The 20,075-nt window shown below is 59.0% G+C and carries 18 protein-coding genes and 1 tRNA gene; 6 read left to right on the top strand and 13 right to left on the bottom strand.

What is annotated here, in order from left to right; translation table 11 throughout:
• Positions 1 to 362: 362 nt before the first annotated feature.
• Complete coding sequence (locus ACEE09_RS08595; protein WP_449083859.1) at positions 363 to 902, top strand: YceI family protein; 540 nt, start codon at positions 363 to 365, stop codon at positions 900 to 902.
• A gap of 85 nt (positions 903 to 987) precedes the next feature.
• Positions 988 to 2,028: an arsenic resistance protein gene (locus ACEE09_RS08590; protein WP_449083858.1), complete on the top strand. Its 1,041-nt coding sequence runs from the start codon at positions 988 to 990 to the stop codon at positions 2,026 to 2,028.
• Here ACEE09_RS08590 and ACEE09_RS08585 read toward each other — a convergent pair.
• Complete coding sequence (locus ACEE09_RS08585; RefSeq protein WP_449083856.1) at positions 2,025 to 2,210, bottom strand: hypothetical protein; 186 nt, start codon at positions 2,208 to 2,210, stop codon at positions 2,025 to 2,027. The two genes, ACEE09_RS08590 and ACEE09_RS08585, sit on opposite strands and share 4 nt — an antisense overlap.
• Before the next feature lie 9 nt (positions 2,211 to 2,219).
• Complete coding sequence (locus tag ACEE09_RS08580; RefSeq protein ID WP_449083854.1) at positions 2,220 to 2,495, bottom strand: cell division protein CrgA; 276 nt, start codon at positions 2,493 to 2,495, stop codon at positions 2,220 to 2,222.
• A 212-nt stretch (positions 2,496 to 2,707) separates the two neighbouring features.
• Between ACEE09_RS08580 and ACEE09_RS08575 the strand changes: the two genes are divergently transcribed.
• The 3 genes from ACEE09_RS08575 (at position 2,708) to ACEE09_RS08565 (ending at position 4,342) form a co-directional block, all read left to right on the top strand.
• Positions 2,708 to 3,439, top strand: coding sequence for a class E sortase (locus ACEE09_RS08575; protein ID WP_449083852.1), 732 nt, complete (start codon positions 2,708 to 2,710; stop codon positions 3,437 to 3,439).
• Between the two features lie 35 nt (positions 3,440 to 3,474).
• Complete coding sequence (locus tag ACEE09_RS08570; protein WP_449083850.1) at positions 3,475 to 3,636, top strand: hypothetical protein; 162 nt, start codon at positions 3,475 to 3,477, stop codon at positions 3,634 to 3,636.
• 64 nt (positions 3,637 to 3,700) lie between these two features.
• Entirely contained in the window at positions 3,701 to 4,342 is a 642-nt protein-coding gene (locus ACEE09_RS08565) for an anthranilate synthase component II (RefSeq protein ID WP_449083848.1), read from the top strand.
• A 93-nt stretch (positions 4,343 to 4,435) separates the two neighbouring features.
• On the opposite strand, the gene pknB is transcribed toward ACEE09_RS08565, so the two are convergent.
• From pknB to ACEE09_RS08530, 7 genes are read right to left on the bottom strand one after another with little or no spacing between them, the layout of a single operon-like run.
• On the bottom strand, positions 4,436 to 6,412 hold the full coding sequence (gene pknB, locus ACEE09_RS08560; RefSeq protein WP_449083846.1) for a Stk1 family PASTA domain-containing Ser/Thr kinase: 1,977 nt from the start codon (positions 6,410 to 6,412) through the stop codon (positions 4,436 to 4,438).
• 28 nt (positions 6,413 to 6,440) lie between these two features.
• Positions 6,441 to 8,168, bottom strand: a complete 1,728-nt coding sequence (locus ACEE09_RS08555) for a protein kinase domain-containing protein (RefSeq protein ID WP_449083844.1) — start codon at positions 8,166 to 8,168, stop codon at positions 6,441 to 6,443.
• Positions 8,165 to 9,607 carry a peptidoglycan D,D-transpeptidase FtsI family protein gene (locus tag ACEE09_RS08550; protein ID WP_449083842.1) on the bottom strand — a complete coding sequence of 481 codons (1,443 nt, stop codon included), beginning with the start codon at positions 9,605 to 9,607 and terminating at the stop codon, positions 8,165 to 8,167. Before ACEE09_RS08550 ends, ACEE09_RS08555 begins: the two co-directional genes overlap by 4 nt.
• Complete coding sequence (locus ACEE09_RS08545) at positions 9,600 to 11,051, bottom strand: FtsW/RodA/SpoVE family cell cycle protein (RefSeq protein ID WP_449083840.1); 1,452 nt, start codon at positions 11,049 to 11,051, stop codon at positions 9,600 to 9,602. Before ACEE09_RS08545 ends, ACEE09_RS08550 begins: the two co-directional genes overlap by 8 nt.
• Positions 11,051 to 12,790, bottom strand: coding sequence for a PP2C family protein-serine/threonine phosphatase (locus tag ACEE09_RS08540; RefSeq protein ID WP_449083838.1), 1,740 nt, complete (start codon positions 12,788 to 12,790; stop codon positions 11,051 to 11,053). The genes ACEE09_RS08545 and ACEE09_RS08540 overlap by 1 nt, the downstream gene beginning before the upstream one ends.
• A gap of 3 nt (positions 12,791 to 12,793) precedes the next feature.
• Positions 12,794 to 13,297 carry an FHA domain-containing protein FhaB/FipA gene (locus ACEE09_RS08535; RefSeq protein ID WP_185173720.1) on the bottom strand — a complete coding sequence of 168 codons (504 nt, stop codon included), beginning with the start codon at positions 13,295 to 13,297 and terminating at the stop codon, positions 12,794 to 12,796.
• A 3-nt stretch (positions 13,298 to 13,300) separates the two neighbouring features.
• Positions 13,301 to 14,128, bottom strand: a complete 828-nt coding sequence (locus tag ACEE09_RS08530; protein WP_237186426.1) for an FhaA domain-containing protein — start codon at positions 14,126 to 14,128, stop codon at positions 13,301 to 13,303.
• A gap of 317 nt (positions 14,129 to 14,445) precedes the next feature.
• Between ACEE09_RS08530 and ACEE09_RS08525 the strand changes: the two genes are divergently transcribed.
• Positions 14,446 to 14,529, top strand: a tRNA-Leu gene (locus tag ACEE09_RS08525).
• Between the two features lie 357 nt (positions 14,530 to 14,886).
• On the opposite strand, the gene ACEE09_RS08520 is transcribed toward ACEE09_RS08525, so the two are convergent.
• The 4 genes from ACEE09_RS08520 to ACEE09_RS08505 form a co-directional block, all read right to left on the bottom strand.
• The gene (locus ACEE09_RS08520; protein ID WP_449083836.1) at positions 14,887 to 15,825 is read right to left on the bottom strand and encodes a DUF808 domain-containing protein; all 939 of its coding nucleotides are present in this window, start codon (positions 15,823 to 15,825) and stop codon (positions 14,887 to 14,889) included.
• 134 nt (positions 15,826 to 15,959) lie between these two features.
• Positions 15,960 to 17,024, bottom strand: coding sequence for an NAD(P)-dependent alcohol dehydrogenase (locus ACEE09_RS08515; RefSeq protein WP_449083834.1), 1,065 nt, complete (start codon positions 17,022 to 17,024; stop codon positions 15,960 to 15,962).
• A gap of 64 nt (positions 17,025 to 17,088) precedes the next feature.
• Positions 17,089 to 17,424 (bottom strand): PLD nuclease N-terminal domain-containing protein, encoded by a 336-nt coding sequence (locus ACEE09_RS08510; RefSeq protein WP_449083832.1) that lies wholly within the window; start codon positions 17,422 to 17,424, stop codon positions 17,089 to 17,091.
• 153 nt (positions 17,425 to 17,577) lie between these two features.
• Positions 17,578 to 20,040 (bottom strand): 5'-nucleotidase C-terminal domain-containing protein, encoded by a 2,463-nt coding sequence (locus ACEE09_RS08505; RefSeq protein WP_449083830.1) that lies wholly within the window; start codon positions 20,038 to 20,040, stop codon positions 17,578 to 17,580.
• Between the last annotated feature and the right edge of the window lie 35 nt (positions 20,041 to 20,075).

Here is a 20,075-nt window from a genome sequence, read left to right as displayed (position 1 = left end):
TGACTGGTACTAATAGTCCGAAGGCTTACATTTTTTTCTGGGTATGTTTGTTGTTTGCGTCCACTGTATGGTTTTGAAATAACAACCCAAGGGTTGTTCAAGCGAGGGGTTCTAGAGCGTTAGCTCTAGAACCCCTCGCTTTTTTCATGCCCAAAAACTAATCCCCCAGAACAAAAGGGGTATAAGGGCGAAGGAAACAAACACACGAAGCTAGAAGAAATGCATCGTTGGGGCGGAGAAAGCAGTAACCTTAGCTATCAGAGAAATATTTTGTACTTTTTTGACGTACAGCTTGCCTTGTGAAAACTTTATTTATAAAGTAATGACTGTTAGGTAGGCCATATCACTTGAAAGGTAACATCATGGCAGAACTCACCGCAGGTACCTGGAACTACGACTCAGCACACTCAGAGGTAGGCTTTACTGTTCGTCACGCAGCTATCACCAAAGTACACGGCACCTTCGACCAGGTCGAAGCCCAGCTCGTCCTTGCTGAAAACATCGCAGACTCCACCGTCCAAGCCACCGCACACATTGACTCCATCAACACCAACAACAGTGACCGTGATGCTCACCTGCGCGGCGAAGACTTCTTCGACGCAGATACTCACCCCACCATGACCTTCGAATCAACCTCCTTTGACCTCGACGGTGAAGACCTAACAGTCGCTGGTAACCTCACCATCAAAGGCCAAACACACCCCGTCACCTTCACCGGCGAATTCAATGGTGCAGTCGTTGACGCCTCTGGCACCACTCGCACAGGTGCCTCCCTCTCAGCAACCATTTCTCGCAAAGACTTCGGCATCACCTGGAACGCCGCAATCGAAGCTGGTGGCGTGCTGGTTTCAGATAAGGTAGTCATCAACCTCGATGTAGCCTTCACCGCACCCGACGCATAGCCACAGTGGCTAGTTCTGCCCCTCCCTGCTTTAGAGTAGGGAGGGGCAGAATACTTTAACAGAAAGGACGCCGATGGTTAGCTTCATGGAAAGACACCAGGTAGCGTTCTACCTGCTTGCCCTAGGGGCCGGGCTAGGGGCGTCCTTTCTTCCCGGTCTTGCAGACCTCGCCCAGCCCCTGGTCACCCCAGCCCTTGGCCTCTTACTTCTGGCCACCTTCCTAAGCATCCCCCTTCGTGGGCTCCTGAAGCCACAGATTTTCGCCAGGTTCACCAAAACCCTGCTAGCTCTTAACTTCCTGCTCCTACCCCCACTTGTAGCCCTCCTCTTACTGGGGCTTCGCTGGGTAGCACCTCAGATACCTGACCTTCTGGTGCTTACCGCAGCCCTGGTGCTCCTGACCCCCTGCATCGATTATGTGGTGACCTTTACCGGCCTAGCAGGCGGCTCCCATACGCGGCTCTTGGGCTGCACTCCGCTACTACTTTTAGCGCAGGTCTGCCTAGCCCCCCTGTGGCTTCTTATCTTCCACGCCATCGGTATATGGCAGGGAGACCTTCTAGCTCAAAGCACCCTCTGGCACGCCCTTCCTCACCTAGGGCTAGCCTTGGCTGTGGTGGGTGGGCCTCTGGCTCTGGCGGCTCTTATCCAAGGAGTCGGCGGGCGCACTCAAACATACTCCGAAGATGCAGCAAGTGCTTTCATGGTGCCCGCCATGATGCTAGTTCTTGCCCTCACCCCAGCGGCACACGCGGTAGAACTTACCCAACTCTCCTCATATCTTCTTCCCCTGGCCTGCCTATATGCCACCTACGCTATCCTTACAGCCTTACTTTCCTACACCCTACTGCGCCTGTGGGGCAGGGGCCTGCCTGCACCCGAACAGGTTGCCATCACCTTCTCAGCAGTCACACGCAACGCCCTGGTCATACTTCCCCTGATTCTCGGCCTCTCAAGGGCTCTTGCCGACCAACCAGCGTCCGCCCTCATGCCGCTGGCGGTACTGACCCAAACCCTCATAGAACTGCTAGCCCTCACCCTCATGGTAGCCCTCTACCGCACACAAAAATCCCCCGCTACCATCAGCGATAGCGGGGGAAAGAAGACAAGAGAGGCAGGCGCCTAGCCCGCCACCGCCTGCCACATAAAGTAAATGGCCACAGCGGCAACTACACCACAAAGCGCCCACCGGCGCAGCTTAGTCTCAAAACGGGCGGCGCGAATATCAGCGCGCTGCTCCAGCGTCTCATTTGGGTCCACAGGAGCCAGATTTGAGGGGTTAGTCGTCTCAGGTTTCTTATCAGCCACAAGGGTGCCCTAGCGCCAGCGGGTAGTCATCAACAAACCCACCATCATAAAGCCAATACCAATACCAATATTCCAGTTATCAATACCCGGAACCGGGTAAACCGACTGGGAAATATAAAAAGTAATAATCCACATCACGCCAATTACAATCAAGGCGAACATGATGACGCGATACCAGAGAGGAGTTGACGACGGAAAATCATCATCGCTATACATCGAATCAGCAACGCGACGGAGCTCCGCCTCTTCAACATCCTCATCACGAATAGACTTCGATCCAGCCACTTTTCCTCCAGTGAGGGAGCGCACTCCCAGCAGTTCATAAAATATACGGTCAGAGACGATTTTAACCGTAGTACCTGAAAAAGTTCTACCATATAGACAGTCCCCATAACTGTCCCACCTCGAGGTAAGAAGTGACCCCAGCAGCCCCAGCCGCTAGTAGACGAACACACCCCCCAACCAGGCGCACCCCCCTACAATGGGGCACCCAAATCATGGGGGAACTACTCATTACCGCCGGCCTCATCCTGCTGCTCTTCGTAGCCTGGCAACTCTGGTGGACCAACATCGACGTCAACCGCACCCAACAAGAAGCCGTCGATAGCCTCATCCAAGAATTCAACAGTGCCCACCCAGCCCCCACCGTCACAGACGACAAAAGCCAGGGCGCCGAGTCAGTACCTGAACCTGCCATACCCGACTACGACCCCGCCAACCCGCCGGTCGCCGCCCCACCTGCCTACGGGCAAGCCTACGGCGTGGTCTACATACCCCGCCTAGGGCAGAACTACGCCCGCCCCCTAGCCGAAGGTGTAGGCCCCGATGTGCTCGACACCCTCGGGTTAGGACGCTATCCCACCAGCCAGATGCCCGGCGAATACGGCAACCTGGCCCTAGCAGGCCACCGCCAGACTAACGGCGCAGTCCTAGACCACATCGACCTACTTAAAGAAGGCGACAAAATCTACGTGCGCACCGCCGAAGGCTACTACACCTACCAGGTCTACGCATCTAAGATTGTGCTCCCCAGCCAGGTAGAAGTCATCGCCCCCAACCCCGACAACCCCCAAGCCCCAGCACACGAAGCTAACCGGCGCCTGCTCACCCTCACCAGCTGCCACCCCCGCTACGGCGACACCGAACGCTACATCGTGCACGCAGAATTTGTGAGCTGGCAACCAGCAGAAGCTGGAGCCCCCCAAGAAATCGCCGCCATCGCCGGCTAAATCCCGCCACTACCGTCCACCCCAAGGAACCCCCCATGTACGCCTGGATCTTCCGCCACCTACCCGGCCCCCTCTGGTTACGCATCATCATCGCCCTCGCCCTCATCGTGGCGGCCGCCTACCTACTCATGGAATACGTCTTCCCCCACTTTGCCGAATACAGCCCCTTCAACACTGATGTGACCATAGAACAATAAGCTCAGGGCACCCGCCCCACCCCCTGCGATAGAATCAAAACACCATCACGAAAAGGCAGGTGCCATGACAAAAATCCTCGTCATCGATAACTACGACAGCTTCGTCTTCACCCTGGTCGGCTACATCCAGCAGCTAGGGGCTGAAACCACCGTTATCCGCAACGACGAACTGCCCCTGGACGAGACCATCACCCTAGCCCAAGAACACGACGGCGTACTGGTCTCACCAGGGCCCGGCAACCCCGCAGAAGCAGGCGTCATCATCGACGTCATCACATGGGCTAAAACCGCCAACAAGTCCCTACTGGGTGTCTGCCTAGGCCACCAGGCCCTAGCAGAAGCCTTTGGAGCCGTAGTCGGCCACGCCCCTGAACTCATGCACGGCAAAACCTCAGAACTGGTGCACACCGGCCAGTCCGTCTTCAAGAGCCTCCCCAGCCCCTTCACCGCCACCCGCTACCACTCCCTCGCTGTAGACCCTAAAACTCTCCCTGCTGAGCTAGAGGTAACCTCCACCACCGATCAGGGCATCATCATGGGCCTACGCCACATAACCGCCCCCCTACACGGGGTGCAATTTCACCCCGAATCAGTGCTCACCGAAGGCGGCTACCTCATGCTCGGCAACTGGCTAGAAGAAGTCGGCCTCAAAGGTGCCGCAGCTTTAGGCGCCACCCTCTCACCCCTCATCGAACCAGCCGCCTAACAGCCAGCGTCCACTGAGCCCCCTGGCACCCCTTAAGACAAAGCCGCCCTCCCCAAAACCGGGGAGGGCGGCTTTACTATCGGCTAGCTAAACCTAGCCATTATTGTTATTTGCGCTTGCCGTTGCAGCTGCGCTCGGAGTGGCCTGAGCAGGCGGAGTAGTCGGCTGAGGTGCCTGAGTAGGCTGGGAAGTCGGCTGAGGAGCCGGAGCCGGAGCCGATACCGTAGCAGAAGGAGCAGCGGTAGGAGTCGGAGCAACTGCCACACGAATGGTCACAGTCGACCCTTGCTCAATGAGTGAGCCGGCAGTAGCACTCTGCGAAATAACAGTTCCCGCAGGCTGAGCAGTCGTGGTAACAGTTTCGATGTTAGTGCTCAAAAGGGTATCTGAAGCAGTCAGCGCTGCAATAGCAGCATCACGGTTCAACCCAATCAGGCTAGGAACCTCAACCTTGCCATTAGAGAGAATAATATTGACCGTCGCACCAGCATCAGCCTGCTGACCCGAGCCAGGGGAAACCCCAACCACCATGCCCGCGGGCACAGTGGGGCTATTGACCGTGGTCGTACGTCCGGGCACAAAGCCTGCGCTGGTGAGAGTCTCACGCACATACTGCTCACTCTGCCCCTCAAGATTAGCGGGAACAGTGAGAACAGCAGGGCCTAAGGACACCGTCACAATAACCTCACTGCCCTCCTCAGCCTCAAGACCAGTCACAGGGGAAGTCTTAACAACCGAACCCTTGGCTACAGTGTCAGAATGCTCCTCTTCGAACTTGAGCATAAAGTTCAGGTTGCGCAGCTGGGTCTCAGCTTCTTCCTTCGACAAGCCCTGAACCGCAGGAATCACATGGACAGGAACCTCATTGAGCTTGGCCTGATAATAAAGCACAGAGCTCACACCGAATGCAGCCAGCAGAAGAATCAACAAGGTAGTAAGAGCCTTGCCCCAGGCGCTACGGCGGCGCTTCTTACGGGCCTTAGCAGGGTCCTGACCATAGCCATAACCGTAGAGTTCCTCATCGGTGTACTCAGACTGAGCATTATCAAAGAAACTACCCAGACCAGCTTCTTCAGTTTCCTGCGAACCAGCAGCTACAGCACCAGCTGCAAGACCTGCGGGAACTGCAGCTGCACTAAAGACAGTAGTCGCCTCGGTCGAATTCTGACCCTCACCAGCATTTATGCTGCTTTGAGCATCTTTAAGGGCCTCTGCAAACTCACCAGCGCTCTGATAACGACCAGCAGGGTTCTTCGCCAGACCCTTAAGAACCGCAGCATCAAGAGCAGGAGAAATCTCTTCAGACGCAAAAGCACTAGGAGGCTGAGGAATCTCACTCAGATGCTTACCGGCCAGCTCAACATTCGTCGGAGCGTCAAAGGGTGAACGCCCCGCCAACATCTCATACACAAGGCAGGCAGCTGAATAGACATCGCTACGGGCATCAACAGTCTCACCACGAGCCTGCTCAGGGGAAATATAGCGGGCAGTGCCAATGACAGTATTAGCTTTAGTCAGAGCATCACCGGCTCCTTCAGCGGCGCGAGCAATACCGAAATCCATGACCTTAACCTGACCCGGCTCACCCAGCTCACGATCCTCCGCAGTCTGAGGAAGAATCATGACGTTAGCAGGCTTAATATCGCGGTGCACAATACCTGCGCTATGGCTATAGTCAAGCGCCTCAAGAATCTGCACGCCGTAAGCTAGAGCCTGGGCCTGATCAACCTCACCACGAGACATGGCCTCACGCAAGGTGGTGCCCTGCACCAGCTCCATGACCATGAAAGGCACAGAAACCTCAGAACTACCCACCTGGATATCGAAAGAACCGGTGTCATAGACACCCACGATAGAGCGGTGGTTAAGAGCCGCCACGGCCTCTGCCTCGCGCTGAAAACGAGCGCGGAAGATGACGTCCTGAGCATGCTCAACACGTAAAACCTTCAGCGCAACCTTGCGGCCCAGGCGGGTATCAACCGCCTCATAGACGGTCGCCATAGCGCCAGAGCCAATAAGGGCCCCGACCTCATAACGCTGATCGATAGTTTCAGGAACCTGCTGGTCCATGTATTCACCCATCATTTCCGGTGGAGTTTTAGTTGCCAGTCGAATCAGCACTCGGTGAGGCTGCTTCTGAGGCGGTATCTGACTGTGATGCTGAAGGACTCGGTGACGTTGTTTCCGACGCGCTCGCTGCGGGGGCCTTAGCAACGTAGACATCTACGTTGCTCCCTACTTCAACGCGTGAGCCCGAAGTGGGGCTAGTACGTAGTACCGTCCCCTCACGGGCGCTACTGCTTTCTTCAAAGTGTATCTGTACGTTAACGCCCAGGGCAGTAATCGCATTAATGGCCTCTTCAGAGTTTGTACCCTCCAGATTACTGGGTAGGGTCACTGATTTGGGGCCAGTGGAGTACTGCACGGTAATGGTTTCTCCCACTTCTACACTGCCAGTAGGCGATACAGAAAGCACAGTATCTACAGGAGAATCCGAGGTGACGCCAGTGGTGCGGGTTGAGAAGCCCATAGCAGTGAGCTCATTGACCACCGTATCAAGAGAGCGCCCCTCGAAAGCGGCAGAATTAATCTCTACCCGGGTTTTCTGGGCGCTAGTCTCACTAGCGCTAGAGGTAGGCGGGGTACTCACCGTTGAGACAGTGCCCGACGCGGTGGGAGGCACTTGGCCAGGGCCGCTGGGGCGGTTGCTACCAGCTAAGATAAACCAGACAACCGCAGCAATCAACAGTAAGGCAAGCACCAAGGACACCCAACCCCAAGGATTCTTCTTCTTATCCGAAGCTTTAGCCGCTGGGGCTGCTGCCACAGAGGGAGTATTGGGTACACGAGCGGTAGTGGGCTCAGGTTCATAGCGTGCCCCTGAACCAAAGCGTGTAGCTACAGGAGCTACAGTGGTAGCCGCCGTCATCACCTGAGTAGCCTGGGTCTCTGCCCCTTGAGGTAAGAACTTACCCAGAGGCGGTACAGCCTTAATCGCTGCCGGGATATCACGGCGGCGGATAGCGTCAATAGCAGACGCCAGAGCGGTCGCCGTCTCAGGGCGGTCAGCAGGATCTTTGGAGAGCAAACACATAATAAGCGCTGCTGCTGGGGCAGGAACGTCCTTAGGCAGGGGCGGTGGGGGGTCATTCACCTGAGCCAAAGCGATAGCAATCTGCGACTCGCCAGTGAAGGGGCGCTTACCCGCTAGACACTCATAACCGATAATGCCCAGAGAATACATATCGGAAGAGGGAGTGGCCTGCTGGCCGGTAGCCTGCTCCGGGGCCAGGTACTGGGCGGTGCCCATCACCTGACCGGTAGCAGTCAAAGGCACCTGATCAGCGAGGCGGGCGATACCGAAGTCGGTGACCTTCACTCGCTCGTCCGGAGTGATAATCAGGTTGCCGGGCTTCACGTCGCGGTGCACGAGACCCTGGGCGTGGGCGGCTGCCAGGGCGCGGGCGGTCTGCGCCATGATGTTGAGAATGCGGTCAGCAGGTAGCTGCTTGTCGCGCTCAATGATGTTAGACAGCGGCTCCCCGGGCACGAGCTCCATGACCAGGTAGGCAGAGCCGTCCTCTTCACCGTAGTCAAAGACGTTGGCGACGCCGGGGTGGTTGAGCAGGGCGGTGTGGCGGGCCTCGGCGCGGAAACGCTCCAGGAAGCCGGGGTCGCCCGTATATTCCTCTTTCAGAATCTTTACGGCGACGGTACGGCCCAAGACCTTATCGCGCGCCTTCCAGACCTCGCCCATACCGCCAATCGCGATACGCTCGGTCAGGGTGTAGCGACCACCAAGAGTCACATCTACCGAAGGCCTCACTTGTTCAACACCGCCTCAAAAAGTTGTTTACCTGCGGGAGCAGCAAGCTGCGCCCCTGTTGTGACGTCTACACCTTCATAGACTACCGCGATAGCTACCTGCGGGTCGTCAGCCGGAGCGAAACCGGTGAACCAGGAGTTATTCAACCCCGTGTCCCCAATTTCAGCGGTACCGGTCTTACCGGCCACCTGGACCCCGCTCACCGCGGCGCCCGAGGCGATACCGTTGCTCACGCCGTTTACCATCCACTCTGTTACCTGGTTAGCGATATCGGCTGAGGTGGAGCGTCGTAGCTCCTCAGCTGAGAACTCGTACAGCGAGCTGAGATTGTGAGACTTAACCGACCTAATCAGGTTGGGTTTCATCTGCACACCGTCGTTCGCGATAGCTGCGCTCATCATGGCAACCTGCAAAGGGGTGGTCTTCACATCGTACTGACCAATAGACGCCTGTGCTAGCTGGCTGTCTTCCATGTTGGTCGGGAAGACCGACTGTGACACGGTCAGGGGAATCTGGAGGTCTTGCCCGTAGCCAAAGTTGCTGGCGGTCTGGGCGATGGTTTCTTCACCCAGGTCCATGGCAATCTGGGCAAAGGGGGTGTTGCAGGACTGCGCCAGGGCCCACTCGATGGTGGCGGACGTGCGGGTTGAGCACTGGCCGCCGGTGTAGTTGGGCAGGGTGACGGTGGTGTTCGGCAGGGTCAGGTTCTGCGGGTTGGGAATCACCGAGTCTGCATTGTATTTACCCGATTCGAGGGCGGCTACGGCGTCAATGATTTTGAAGGGTGAGCCCGGGGCATAGGTGTCGCCCGCAATAGCGCGGTTGTAGAGCGGGTGGTTGGCGTCCTCATTGAGGGCCGCGTACTGGGCCAGCACCGATTCGGCGTTGTGGGACGAGAGGGTGTTGGGGTCGTAGGAGGGGGTGGACACCATAGCCAGGATTTCGCCGGTCTTGGGGTCGAGGGCCACGATAGAGCCCTTGTAGCCGTCCAGCAGGTTGTAGGCCAGCTGCTGGAGCTCGCTGTCGATGGTCAGCTCAACGCTGGCCCCCTGGGCGGTGTTGCCGGTGAACATCTGGGCCAGGCGGTCGTAGAACTGGGCGTCGGAGTTGCCCGACAGCTGGTCGTTCATGGCAGATTCCAGGCCGGTTGCCCCGTAGATGGATGAAAAGTATCCGGTGAGCCCCGCGTAGAGCTCGGGCTGGGAGTAGGTGCGCTGGAAGGCGTAGCCGTCGTTTGATTCTACGGACGAGGCAATTTCTACGCCGTCAACCACAATGGACCCGCGCTGGGAGCCGTAGCTTTCGTAGAGGGTGCGGGAGTTCCAGGCGTTGGCCTGCAGGTTTTTAGCGTCGAAGAATTGGATATAGGTCAGGGTGCCCAGCAGCATCACGAAGACGCAGGCCGCAGCGATCCATGCCCGGCGGATAGCTTTATTCACCGCGAGCACCTCCTGAACGGTTGGTTTCGGTAATTCTAGAGATGACGGACGTGGCCCCCTCGGGCTCGTAGCCCTCGTAGTCGATGCTGTCTGCTTCGTCGAACTCTTCTACCACGTGCGGGGCACGGGCGGTGTGGGAGATAGCGAGCAGGATGGCTACGATGACCCAGTTTGAGAGTAGGGAGGAGCCACCGGCGGACATGAAGGGGGTGGTGAGGCCCGTCAGAGGGATTAGGCGGGTGACGCCGCCAATGACCACGAAGAGCTGAATCACGATGAGGGCTGAGAAACCGGCAGCTAGGAGCTTACCGAAGGCATCACGGGTGCCCAGGGCCGCACGGAAACCGCGGGAGACCAGCAGCAGGAAGAGCATAAGAATCGCTCCCAGACCCAGCAGGCCCAGCTCTTCACCGAGGGCGGTGATAATCATGTCTGAGTTGGAATACGAGACGAGGTCGGGGCGTCCGTTGCCCCAGCCGCGTCCGAACAGGCCGCCAGAGGCCAAGCCGAAGAGGCCCTGCACGATCTGACCCGAGCCACCCAGGGGCTGGTTGTAGATTTCAGGGTCAAAAGCGTGCACCCAGGAGTTGATGCGGTAGTAGACGTGGGGGATGTAGTTGTAGGCCAGCACGCCGCCGGCGGCTACAAAGAGCAGGCCCAGGGCAACCCAGGTGAGGCTTCCGGTCGCTAGGAAGAGCATGGCCAGGAAGATGCCGAAGAAGAGGATAGCCGAGCCCAAATCGCGCTGGAAAACCAGCACCGCTAGCGAGACAAACCAGGCGATAAACATGGGGGCCAGGTCTTTGAAGCGGGGCAGGCGTACCGGGCCGATACGCTTACCGGCCAACATAATCAGGTCGCGGTGGGTTGAGAGATAACCGGCGAAGAAGATAGCCAGGGTAATCTTGGCGACTTCACCGGGCTGGAAAGTACGGCCGCCGAGTGAAATCCAGATGCGGGCACCGTTAATTTCGGTACCGATGACCGGTAGCAGCGGCAGCAGGAGCAGCACAATCGAGGCAGCCAGAGAGATATAGGTGACCTTCCGCAGTACCCGGTGGTCGCGTAGGAAGAAGAGCACCACGGCTGAAGCAATCATGGCTACGCCGGTCCACATGAGCTGGGCTGCCCCCGCGTTAGCGGTGGTGGTCAGGTCGATACGGTAGATCATGGCTAGACCCAGCCCGTTGAGAGCCACAGCAATCGGCAGAATAAAGGGGTCGGCGTAGCGGGCCCGCATATACATAACGGCATGCAGTACCAGGGCGCCCACACCCTGAACGGTAAGAGCCTGCACCCACATGCGGTTTTCCAGGGCCGCTTCGGGGTCTACCAGGTACATGGCGGCAGGGCAGAGCAACACCGCGAGCACGGTGAGTACCAGTTCGGTCAGTCGGCGGGAGCGGGGCAGCTCAACCGCAGGTGCGGCAGATGAAGCGCTCACTAGTTACCTCCCTGGGTAGTTGTGCTGGTATCGGGTGTTGGGCTGGTTTCGGACGCCGGGCTCGGCTCACCCGAGGCACTGGCAGAGGCGCTCGGGGTGGGTTCCGCCGTGGTGACGGTTCCCGGCGTGACCGTAGCCGGTAGCTGGTCGCGCAGGTTCTGCACGATCTGCTCAGCCTCGTCCTGGCTAGTGGCGGTGATAGTGCTGCGCAGAAGCGACTGGGAGAACTCCGGCAGGGAGCTGACCTCAATATCGGTCTCTTCCACCACACTGTTCAGGCTTACCGGCCCCAGGGACTGGTTGATGCCGTTGAACACCGTCACGTGGTCGTCCTTAACACCCACGTAGTACTGGGTTTTGGTCCACGAGAAGAAGCTCCAGGCGCTCGCCGCGAGAACCGCCAGGGTCAGGGCCACCACGAAGACCCGCATGGGCCAGCGGTGGGGCGACGGTGCTACCTCGTTGCTCAGGGCAACCCGGTATTCCTCGGGCAGCTCAGCGGGTTCCAGGGTCTGGGTGGCCTGCTGTTGCGAGAGAGTGCAGATGTTCTGGGCCGTGCGGGCTGTCACCGCCGGAATCATGCCGGTCTGGGTTGCGTTAGCGGCAGCTCCCACTAGGTCGTGGGGTCGTTCCGAGAGCTCCTGACGCAGGACGGATGCCGGGGTCGGCTCGTCCTCACCGTCACCGGTGGTGGCGGTAGCGGCGTCCACCCCGGCCTTAACCGTCATGGTGTTGAGCACGCCGTCGGTGAAGGACTCGCCGCGCCACTTGCCGTGGCGCAGGGCGTTACGCATCTTGGCGTGCTGGGGCATGCGGCGGCGCCAGGGGGCGCGGTGCTCGCCGTCCTCGTCTACCGGCTCACCGGCGTCCGCCCCCTCTGCCTCACTGTCGCTGGAGGCAGGCTCAGCGGCCTCCTGCTCCACGGTGGGGTAAACCCCCACCAGCTCGCCGTCCTTACCGTACTTACGCACCGGAATAATCGGCTGCGGGGCGGTAATCGCCGCAGATAGGGAGTCCTCGCTAATGACCTGCAGAGCCACCACGGTCACGTTGTCGGGGGCGCCGCGTTCCAGGGTCATATCGGTCAGAATATCGACCACCTGTTGCAGGTCGCCGGTGGAGCGCATGACCGCCTCAATCTCGGCTACCTGCACCACGGCGTCCAGGCCGTCAGAGCTCAGCACCCACTTTTCGCCCACCACGGCGTCCAGGGTGCGAAGCTCAAGCTCGGGGGAGGCATCAACATCGCCCAGCACGCGCATAATCACGTTCTTGTGCGGGTGAGCCTCAGCCTCCTCGGGGCTAATACGCCCCTCCTGCAGCAGGCGCTGCACAAAGGTGTGGTCGGTGGTGACCTGCTCAAACACGCCGTCACGCAGACGGTAGGCGCGCGAATCACCAATATGGGCCATCTCAATGCGGTCGCCATCAATCAGCAGAGCCGTGCAGGTGGTACCCATACCCGCCAAACGCGGGTTCAGCGCCACCAGCTCATTCATGATGATATTGGCATTCACGATCTCATCGGCCAGGTACACCCCGGCATTACCCTCAAAACCTGCCCGGTCAAGAGGGGTCAAATCAAGCACCGTGGTCGCCGACGCAACGTCGCCGCCCACATGCCCGCCCATACCGTCGGCAACAACCGCCAGGTAATGGCCCGCATATCCCGAATCATCGTTTTTAGAGCGCACTCGCCCCACATCGGAGCGGGCCGCAAAACGGAAAGCGATACTCATGCACTAGGCTTTCAGCTGCATGGTGGTGCGGCCAACCCTAAAGAGCTGGCCAGCCTCAATCGGAGTAGCACGGGTCAGGCGGGTATCACCCACAAAAGTGCCGTTGGTTGACCCCATATCTTCAAGGAACCAGCGCGACCCCTGCGGGAAAAGACGGGCATGACGGCCCGAAGCGTAGTCGTCCTGCAAAGACACCTCAATATCGGTGGCGCGGCCAATCGTCACCGGGCTATCACCCAGGCGCATGGTAGCCCCGGCCTGGGTACCGTCCACAATCGTCAGCAGAGACGGACGCGCCGGAGGAGCAGCCGCCGGCGCCGGGTGGGCGGGAGTCGCAGGAGCAACCGGCGCATCAACAGCGGCGTCCTCAAACTGAGCCCGCGCAGTGCGGATATTACGCCCCACACCCAGGTCGCGGCGCGACGCGGCAAGAACCATAAAAATAAACAGCCACAGCAGGCCCAAAAAGGCAAAACGCAAAACCGTCACGGTAATTTCAGATGCCACAAGCTACCCCTTACGAACCATCAGACGGAAAACAATACGGGCCCGGCCCATCTCAATCACAGAACCGTTACGCAGCTCAGCCCGGCCGTGCAGGCGCTTACCGTCGAGGTAAGAACCGTTCGTGGACCCCAAATCAACCGCCAGGTAGGTGCCATCTTGCTCCACAATATCGAGGTGGCGGCGTGAGACACCCGTATCTTCAACGGTGATATCTGCGCTGGAGCCACGCCCCAGGGTGACCGGCAAATCGCGCACCACAACGCGCTCGCCGTTGATGTCGAGCACCACCTGGGGGGTGGGGGCAGGGCGGCGAGACTGCGGTAGCTGGTGGGCGGGCACCGGCTCGGTGCGCGGTGGCGCTGCCGGGCGGGTGATGCGCGTGGGGAGCTGCTGCTGGGCGGACGCCGGGTGGGCAGGCGCTGCCTGAGGGGCAGGTGCCGGGGCGGGTTCGTCCTGAGGGGCCTGCATCTTCTTCACCGCGCTGGTGATGTCGAAGCTGCCCGGTTCAAGCTCGTTGTTGAGCGAGAAGGTCACGCGCACCGCCCCGCGCAGGGAGTAGCCCTGGTCGCGGGCGTGGCGGATGACCACGTCGCAGAGCTCTTCAGCCAGGGGCACACCCCACTGCTGGGCCCGGGAAAAGTCACTGGCAGAAAATTCGGCGGTGAAGTTATTGGGGGCGATGGTACGCCCGGACGAGACGGAGAATGCCTTGTTGTCCATCTCGGTGCGGAGCCGGTTGGCAATATCTACCGGCTCAAAAGTGCCGCCCTTGCTGAAGGTGCCACGCACGGCCTTTTCTAGGCCCTGTTCAAGTCTGTCGATGAACCCCATGCTTGCCTCCTTCAACACAAAACTACGGGCGCACCGCGCCGTGTTCTGCGGGTGCTCGAGCTGATTCGCTGCGCAGGGTGTGCGCACAGCCTAAGCTTCTAGTCTAGTGGATAACCGTAAAAACTCCCCGGGAAAACCTGGTAAAGCCCTGCTATCTCACGGGTTCTAGGGTGGTGCGCGGACGCCCGCGCGCCAGTTTTAGGTGCCTTATAGGCTTGTGTGTGGTTGAGGACACTTAAGAGCGGTTGGACATCTTCTTGGAGGTGTGTGTATAGTTATCTTCGTTGCTCATTCAGCAACGATAAAAAATGAATAATGCGCAAGTGGCGGAATTGGCAGACGCGCTGGCTTCAGGTGCCAGTGATCGCAAGATCGTGGGGGTTCAAGTCCCCCCTTGCGCACAGAGAAGAAAAACCCGTTTCCCCTAGTGAGAGCTAGGGGGAGCGGGTTTTTCGTGCCTGAAAATGGGGCTGTGGCGCTTCTGTGATGCGCGTTTGCCCGGCAGCTGGGCGCCACGGTGGGTGCAGGCACTCTTGATCGCCTCCCCGGCACTGGCCAGAAGGTATATGTGCCGACAGCCGCCAAATGTGGCGGTGCCAGCGCCACATTTGGCGGTCAGTGCCACAGTTGCTTTTGAAATGTACCGTGCCCTGCCCACTTTTAGCGTCAAAAGCGGGCAGGGCACGGTACAAACTAGGGGAGGGGGCCATAGGAGCGAGCCTGAGCCTGCAGAACCCCTCCACGAGGAGCTACAAAGCCTAGTGGTGCTTCTTGCCGGGCAGGAAGTGAACCACAGCGGCAATAATGCCGCCCCAGATCAGGCCAATCACCATAGAGCAGAAGGTATTGATCAGCCAGGCTGCTACTCCGCCCAGGGCGGGCAGGTGGTGGCCGTACTCCTCAAGGTGGTGCACGAACTGGTAGGGAGCCTCCCACCAGTGCATATCGTAGAGGCCCAGCAGAATAATATGGCCACCCACCCAGAGCATGGCGAAAGTACCCACCACAGAAATAACGTTCATGACCACGGGCATAGCCTTCACCAGGCCCAGACCAAACTTCTGCGCCCCGGCAGATTCACGCTGAGCCATCGCCAGGCCGATGTCATCCATCTTGACCAGCAGGCCAACAGCCCCGTAGACCAGCACGGTAATACCGATACCCACCACGGCCAGAATGACAGCCCGCGACCAGAAACCCTCAGAAGCAACCTCGTTCAGGGCAATTACCATGATCTCGGCGCTCAGAATGAAGTCAGTGCGCACAGCCCCCGAGATGATTTTCTTCTCGGCGTCCTCACCCTGCACTACGGCGGGGGTTTCTTCCTCGGCGTGCTCCTTCTTCGAGAACATCTCGATGACCTTTTCGGCACCCTCAAAGCAGAGGTAGGTGCCGCCCAGCATGAGCAGGGGGGTGAGCATCCAGGGCAGGTACTGGCTCAGCAGCAGGGCTGCAGGAAGAATAAAGAGCAGCTTGTTCCGCAGGGAGCCCATCGCAATTTTCTTGATGATGGGCAGTTCGCGCTTGGGTTCAATATTGCGCACGTACTGCGGGGTGACGGCGGCGTCGTCCACCACCACACCGGCTGCCTTCACGCTGGCGCGGCCAGCTGCTGCCGCCACGTCGTCCGCGCTTGCAGCTGCCAGCTTGGCAAGAGCCGCTACGTCATCTAAGAGAGCCGCTAAACCACCGGCCATAGAAATCTCCTCGGGAATGAAAGGTTGTCTTGTTCCTAAGAATACTGCCCGGCGGCCCTAGGCAGGCTAAGACCCCGCGCACACTTTGGCGGGCGGGGTCTGAGCTACCTCCAGATCAGGACGCCGGTGGTTGGCTAGGCGCTGACCTCAGCGCTGTCGAAGGTTGCGGTGTCGATAACCACGCGGAACTGCACATCACCGTCCACAACACGCTCATAGGCGGCATCAACCTCGTCCACGCCGATTTTCTCAATCACAGCGCCGATGCCGTGCTCGGCGCAGAAGTCCAGCATTTCCTGGGTTTCGGGAATACCGCCGATGTTGTTGCCGGTGAGTACCTTGCCGCCCCCAATTAGGCGGTTCATATGAATCTCCAGGGCCTCCGGGGGGAGGCCCACCACCGAGAGGATACCGCGGGGCTTAAGTAGGCCCAGGTAAGAATCCAGGTCGATGGGGGCAGAGATGGTGTTGAGGATCAGGTCGAACTCACCGCGGTGTTCGGTGAAGAAACCCTCGTCGGTGGTAGCCAGGGTGCGGGCGGCACCCAGCTTGGCGGCAGCGTCCGCCTTCTTCAGGCTGCGGGAGAGCACGGTGACCTCGGCGCCCATGGCGGCGGCAATCTGCACGCCCATGTGCCCCAGACCGCCCAGGCCCAAGATGGCAACCTTCATGCCGGGCTTAACGCCCCAGCGGGCCAGGGGTGAGTAGGTGGTGATGCCGGCGCAGAGCAGGGGTGCTGCCACGTCGAAGTCCAGGGCGTCGGGAATACGCAGAACGAAGCGCTCATTGACGGTGACCTTCTGGGAGTAGCCACCCTGGGTGATGGTGCCGTCCACGTCCTTGGAATTGTAGGTGCCCACCGCCCCGTTCAGGCAGTTGTTCTCGAACCCGGCGGCGCACTGCTCGCACTTGCCGCAGGAGTTGACCAGGCAGCCAACACCCACACGGTCGCCCACCTTGAACTTGGTGACGGCAGAGCCAACAGCCTCAACCGTACCCGCAATTTCATGACCTACAGCCAGGGGGAAGTGGGCCTCACCCCACTCGTTACGGATGGTGTGGATGTCAGAATGGCAGATACCGGCTGCCTCGATTTTAATGACCACATCGTCTTCGCGGGGGTCACGGCGCTCGATTTCGGTGATCTTGAAGGGCTGGTCGGGGCCAAATTTTTGCAGGGCTTTGACGGTGATAGGCATAGAGTCTCCTGAATGAGGTGGTGCTGTCACCTTTCACTCTACGCCTGCCCGCTTCTTGCGCTACCTACTGCGCCGCCGGTTCGCTCTCAGAGTGAGCGGTTGTGCCTTCGGTGTGCTCGCGCCGGTCAGAGCGCATGCGCAGCCAGTAGGCGAGGGGGCCCACGATGGGGATAAAGAGGGTGAAGAGCAGCCACTTGAGCTTCTGCGTCTCACTCAGGTGAGGCTGGCGATGCACGGTGAGCACGCAGAAGATAGCCAGGCCCATTGCGAGAAAGAGCAGGGGGTAGAAGAACCAGCCGAAGAGGCTGAGCTGGGTTCCCGTCTGCTCGGCGGTGAGGACGCCCGCGGCAAGTGTGCGTGTAGGCGATAGGGCGGGGGTGGAAAGGTAATCGAGGGGCATAGTGTCCATGGTAGTGGGCAGAAGAAAGAGAAGGGACCAGATTACTCCGATAGTCCTTGTACACAACACATACAATGCGGAGTAATCTGGTCCCTTCGTGAGGGCAGACTAGGTGTTCACCGTTCTAGGGCGTGGAGCCTGCGGTGTAAACTTCTAGGCCTTGCGGCGGCGGTTAGCTACCAGGGCAGCGCCACCGGCAAACAGGGTCAGGGCGCCCGCGCCAGCAATCATAGAGGCGGTGAAACCGGTGTTAGCCAGGTTGCCGGAGGAGCTGCTACCCGAAGAAGAGGTAGAGGACTTGATGGCGCTGCCGTCCTCAGCCTTGTTGGTGTAGTTGGGGTCCTGCTCGCACCCTACGCCGTCCTTATCGGCGTCCAGGCCCTGGTGGAAGCCTGCCTCGTCGGACTTGATGGAGCGACCCAAGTCATCCCACACGGCGGCGCAGTTCTCGTACTCAAAAGCGGTAGCTGAGGGGGCAGGTGCAACAACAGTGCTCTCGGAGCTAGGAGCTACGGTCGGCTCGGTGGTGGGCTCAGCGGTCGGCTCATGAGAGGGAGCAACGGTGGGCTCTTGGCTGGGAGCTACAGTCGGCTCTTCAGAAGGAGCGGGAGTGGGTTCTTCAGAGGGGGCAGAGGTGGGTTCGGCAACCGCACCGGTGAAGTTGGCTGAGAGGCGGACGGTAGTACCAGCCACACCAGTCGCATCAGTCAGCACGATGTCGTGGGCGCCATTGGTGATGCCCCTACCTGCCAGATTCAGGGAAACTGCCGCGCTGCCGTCCTCAGCAACAGCGACGGTGCCAACCTCAAGGCCGCCCACGGCAATCTTCAGCTCAGTCAGAGCAGGTGCGCCGTAGCTGCGAACATTCAGGTCAGAGAGGGTGAAGGTAAGAGTGCCGTTCACATCGTAGCTCTCAGCAAGGTCTGTTACGCGCACAGCCTGCTTGGCGAAGTTAGGTTCAAGGGTGCCAGCTTGCTTGACGTAAGAAACGAAAGCATCTGAATCGACCAGGGTGGTGTCCTTAGCGTTAGCGCCCTGAGCGAGGGTGCTAAAGTTGTCGCCGCCACCTAGCAAGAAGCTGGGGACAGCGACGGTGTAGGTATCGGCGTCCTCAACCTTTGTGCCGTTCGCATACACATCGAGCACGTTAGAACCGCGAGTTGCATACCCCTCAGCATCGGGGGAACCAGTGTAGGTGTAGGTGACGTTAGAAGAGAACCCTAGCTGCAGGTAAGGGCGGGTAGCCATCTCACCTGCTGAATTGCGCTGCCACTGCTCTTCAAGCACAGCCTTGAGCTGGGCACCGGTCAGCTCGGTCGTCCAGAGGTTGTTGGCGAAGGGGGTCACATTGACGACGTCCATGACGCGCACATTCTTGTTAACCGCCAACCCCAGCGAGGTGCGTAGGCCCCCGGGCAGCTCATCGCGCAGGCCACCGGGGTTAACGATGCCGATATCGGCAGGGGTGCGGCCGGTAGAGTTAGCAGCCGCCAGGTACATATCTGCCACCAGGTGACCCATGGTGGACTCATAGTTGCGCATATCAAAGCCGCCCTGGGCATCCTTAGCGGAGTTAAACCCAGTGGTGATAGGGGCACTGACCTGGCCTGCAATCACAGAACCCTGCTCAGTAGCGTAGGCGTTAGCCTCAGTAACGATGGTGTTAACCTGCGCCAGCACAGGGTCAGCTGCAATCTGCTCGGCGGTTGGGGCGTCCATGCGCTTAACCAGCTCAGAAGAATAGGCGATCACATTCTGCTCAGCATCCAAGGTCAGCACAACCTTGCCCAAGTTATCGCCGTAGTTGCCGGTCTGAATCACGGGGCGAGTCTTGCCTGCCTGGCCAGGCACAGCACCATCAATCACATACTCTTGGTGAGTGTGGCCGGTAAAGATAGCATCAACCTCGGCACTGGTCTGGGTGATAATCGCATCAGAAGCAGGAGCTGAGGTGTCTACACCCTCGTGGTACTCAGCGATAATCACATCAGCCTCACCGTTACTCACATCGCCGTCAGAGAGCTGGTCGGCGTACATATTCACAGCCTCAATAGGGTCGGTAAACTGCACGGACGCCAGCGCTGAGGGGTCAGTGAGCTGCGGAGTCTCAGTGGTGACAGCACCAATCACAGCCACCGTGGTGCCATTGACCTCAGTGGTGTAGTAGGGCTCCAGGGCGGGGGTGCCGTCAGTCTTAAGGACGTTAGCACCCAAGTAAGTGAAAGAAGAAGCAGGGATAATACGGTTCAGCAAATCATTTATACCCGCATCGAACTCATGATTACCCACCGCACTAGCAGAAAGGCCCAGGGCATTCAGGTAATCCAGGGTGGGCTGATCCTTCTGCACACTAGAAGCATAGAGGGAAGCGCCCACATTATCACCAGCAGACAGCAGCAAAGAACCATCAGCTGCCGCGCGCTCGGTCTGAATAGTGTTAGCTAGACCCATCGCAGTGCTAGTAGAGATACGACCGTGAAAGTCGTTAATGTTCAGCAGAGTCAAGGTGGTGGTGTCAGCTGCACCAGCACTGGGCATAGGAACAATAACGAGGGCAAGAAGGGTTGCGCCACTGGTCGCTAAACCAGCTAAACGGCGTGAGAGAGAAGAGTGCATGTTTAGCTTTCGCTCGTGAATGAATGATGTGTATC

Source organism: Rothia sp. 88186D007BW (assembly GCF_053544215.1).
Note: the sequence above shows the minus strand (reverse complement) of the source record. Positions and strands in the feature narration are given on the sequence as shown.

Bases quoted from the DNA above. Each gene is read 5' to 3' on its own strand.
- ACEE09_RS08570 (WP_449083850.1), top strand. From the start codon at position 3,475: ATGTACGCCTGGATCTTCCGCCACCTACCCGGCCCCCTCTGGTTACGC.
- pknB (WP_449083846.1), bottom strand. From the start codon at position 6,412: ATGGACCAGCAGGTTCCTGAAACTATCGATCAGCGTTATGAGGTCGGG.
- ACEE09_RS08565 (WP_449083848.1), top strand. From the start codon at position 3,701: ATGACAAAAATCCTCGTCATCGATAACTACGACAGCTTCGTCTTCACC.
- ACEE09_RS08515 (WP_449083834.1), bottom strand. From the start codon at position 17,024: ATGCCTATCACCGTCAAAGCCCTGCAAAAATTTGGCCCCGACCAGCCC.
- ACEE09_RS08595 (WP_449083859.1), top strand. From the start codon at position 363: ATGGCAGAACTCACCGCAGGTACCTGGAACTACGACTCAGCACACTCA.
- ACEE09_RS08510 (WP_449083832.1), bottom strand. From the start codon at position 17,424: ATGCCCCTCGATTACCTTTCCACCCCCGCCCTATCGCCTACACGCACA.
- ACEE09_RS08575 (WP_449083852.1), top strand. From the start codon at position 2,708: ATGGGGGAACTACTCATTACCGCCGGCCTCATCCTGCTGCTCTTCGTA.
- ACEE09_RS08520 (WP_449083836.1), bottom strand. From the start codon at position 15,825: ATGGCCGGTGGTTTAGCGGCTCTCTTAGATGACGTAGCGGCTCTTGCC.
- ACEE09_RS08530 (WP_237186426.1), bottom strand. From the start codon at position 14,128: ATGGGGTTCATCGACAGACTTGAACAGGGCCTAGAAAAGGCCGTGCGT.
- ACEE09_RS08505 (WP_449083830.1), bottom strand. From the start codon at position 20,040: ATGCACTCTTCTCTCTCACGCCGTTTAGCTGGTTTAGCGACCAGTGGC.
- ACEE09_RS08590 (WP_449083858.1), top strand. From the start codon at position 988: ATGGAAAGACACCAGGTAGCGTTCTACCTGCTTGCCCTAGGGGCCGGG.
- ACEE09_RS08540 (WP_449083838.1), bottom strand. From the start codon at position 12,790: ATGAGTATCGCTTTCCGTTTTGCGGCCCGCTCCGATGTGGGGCGAGTG.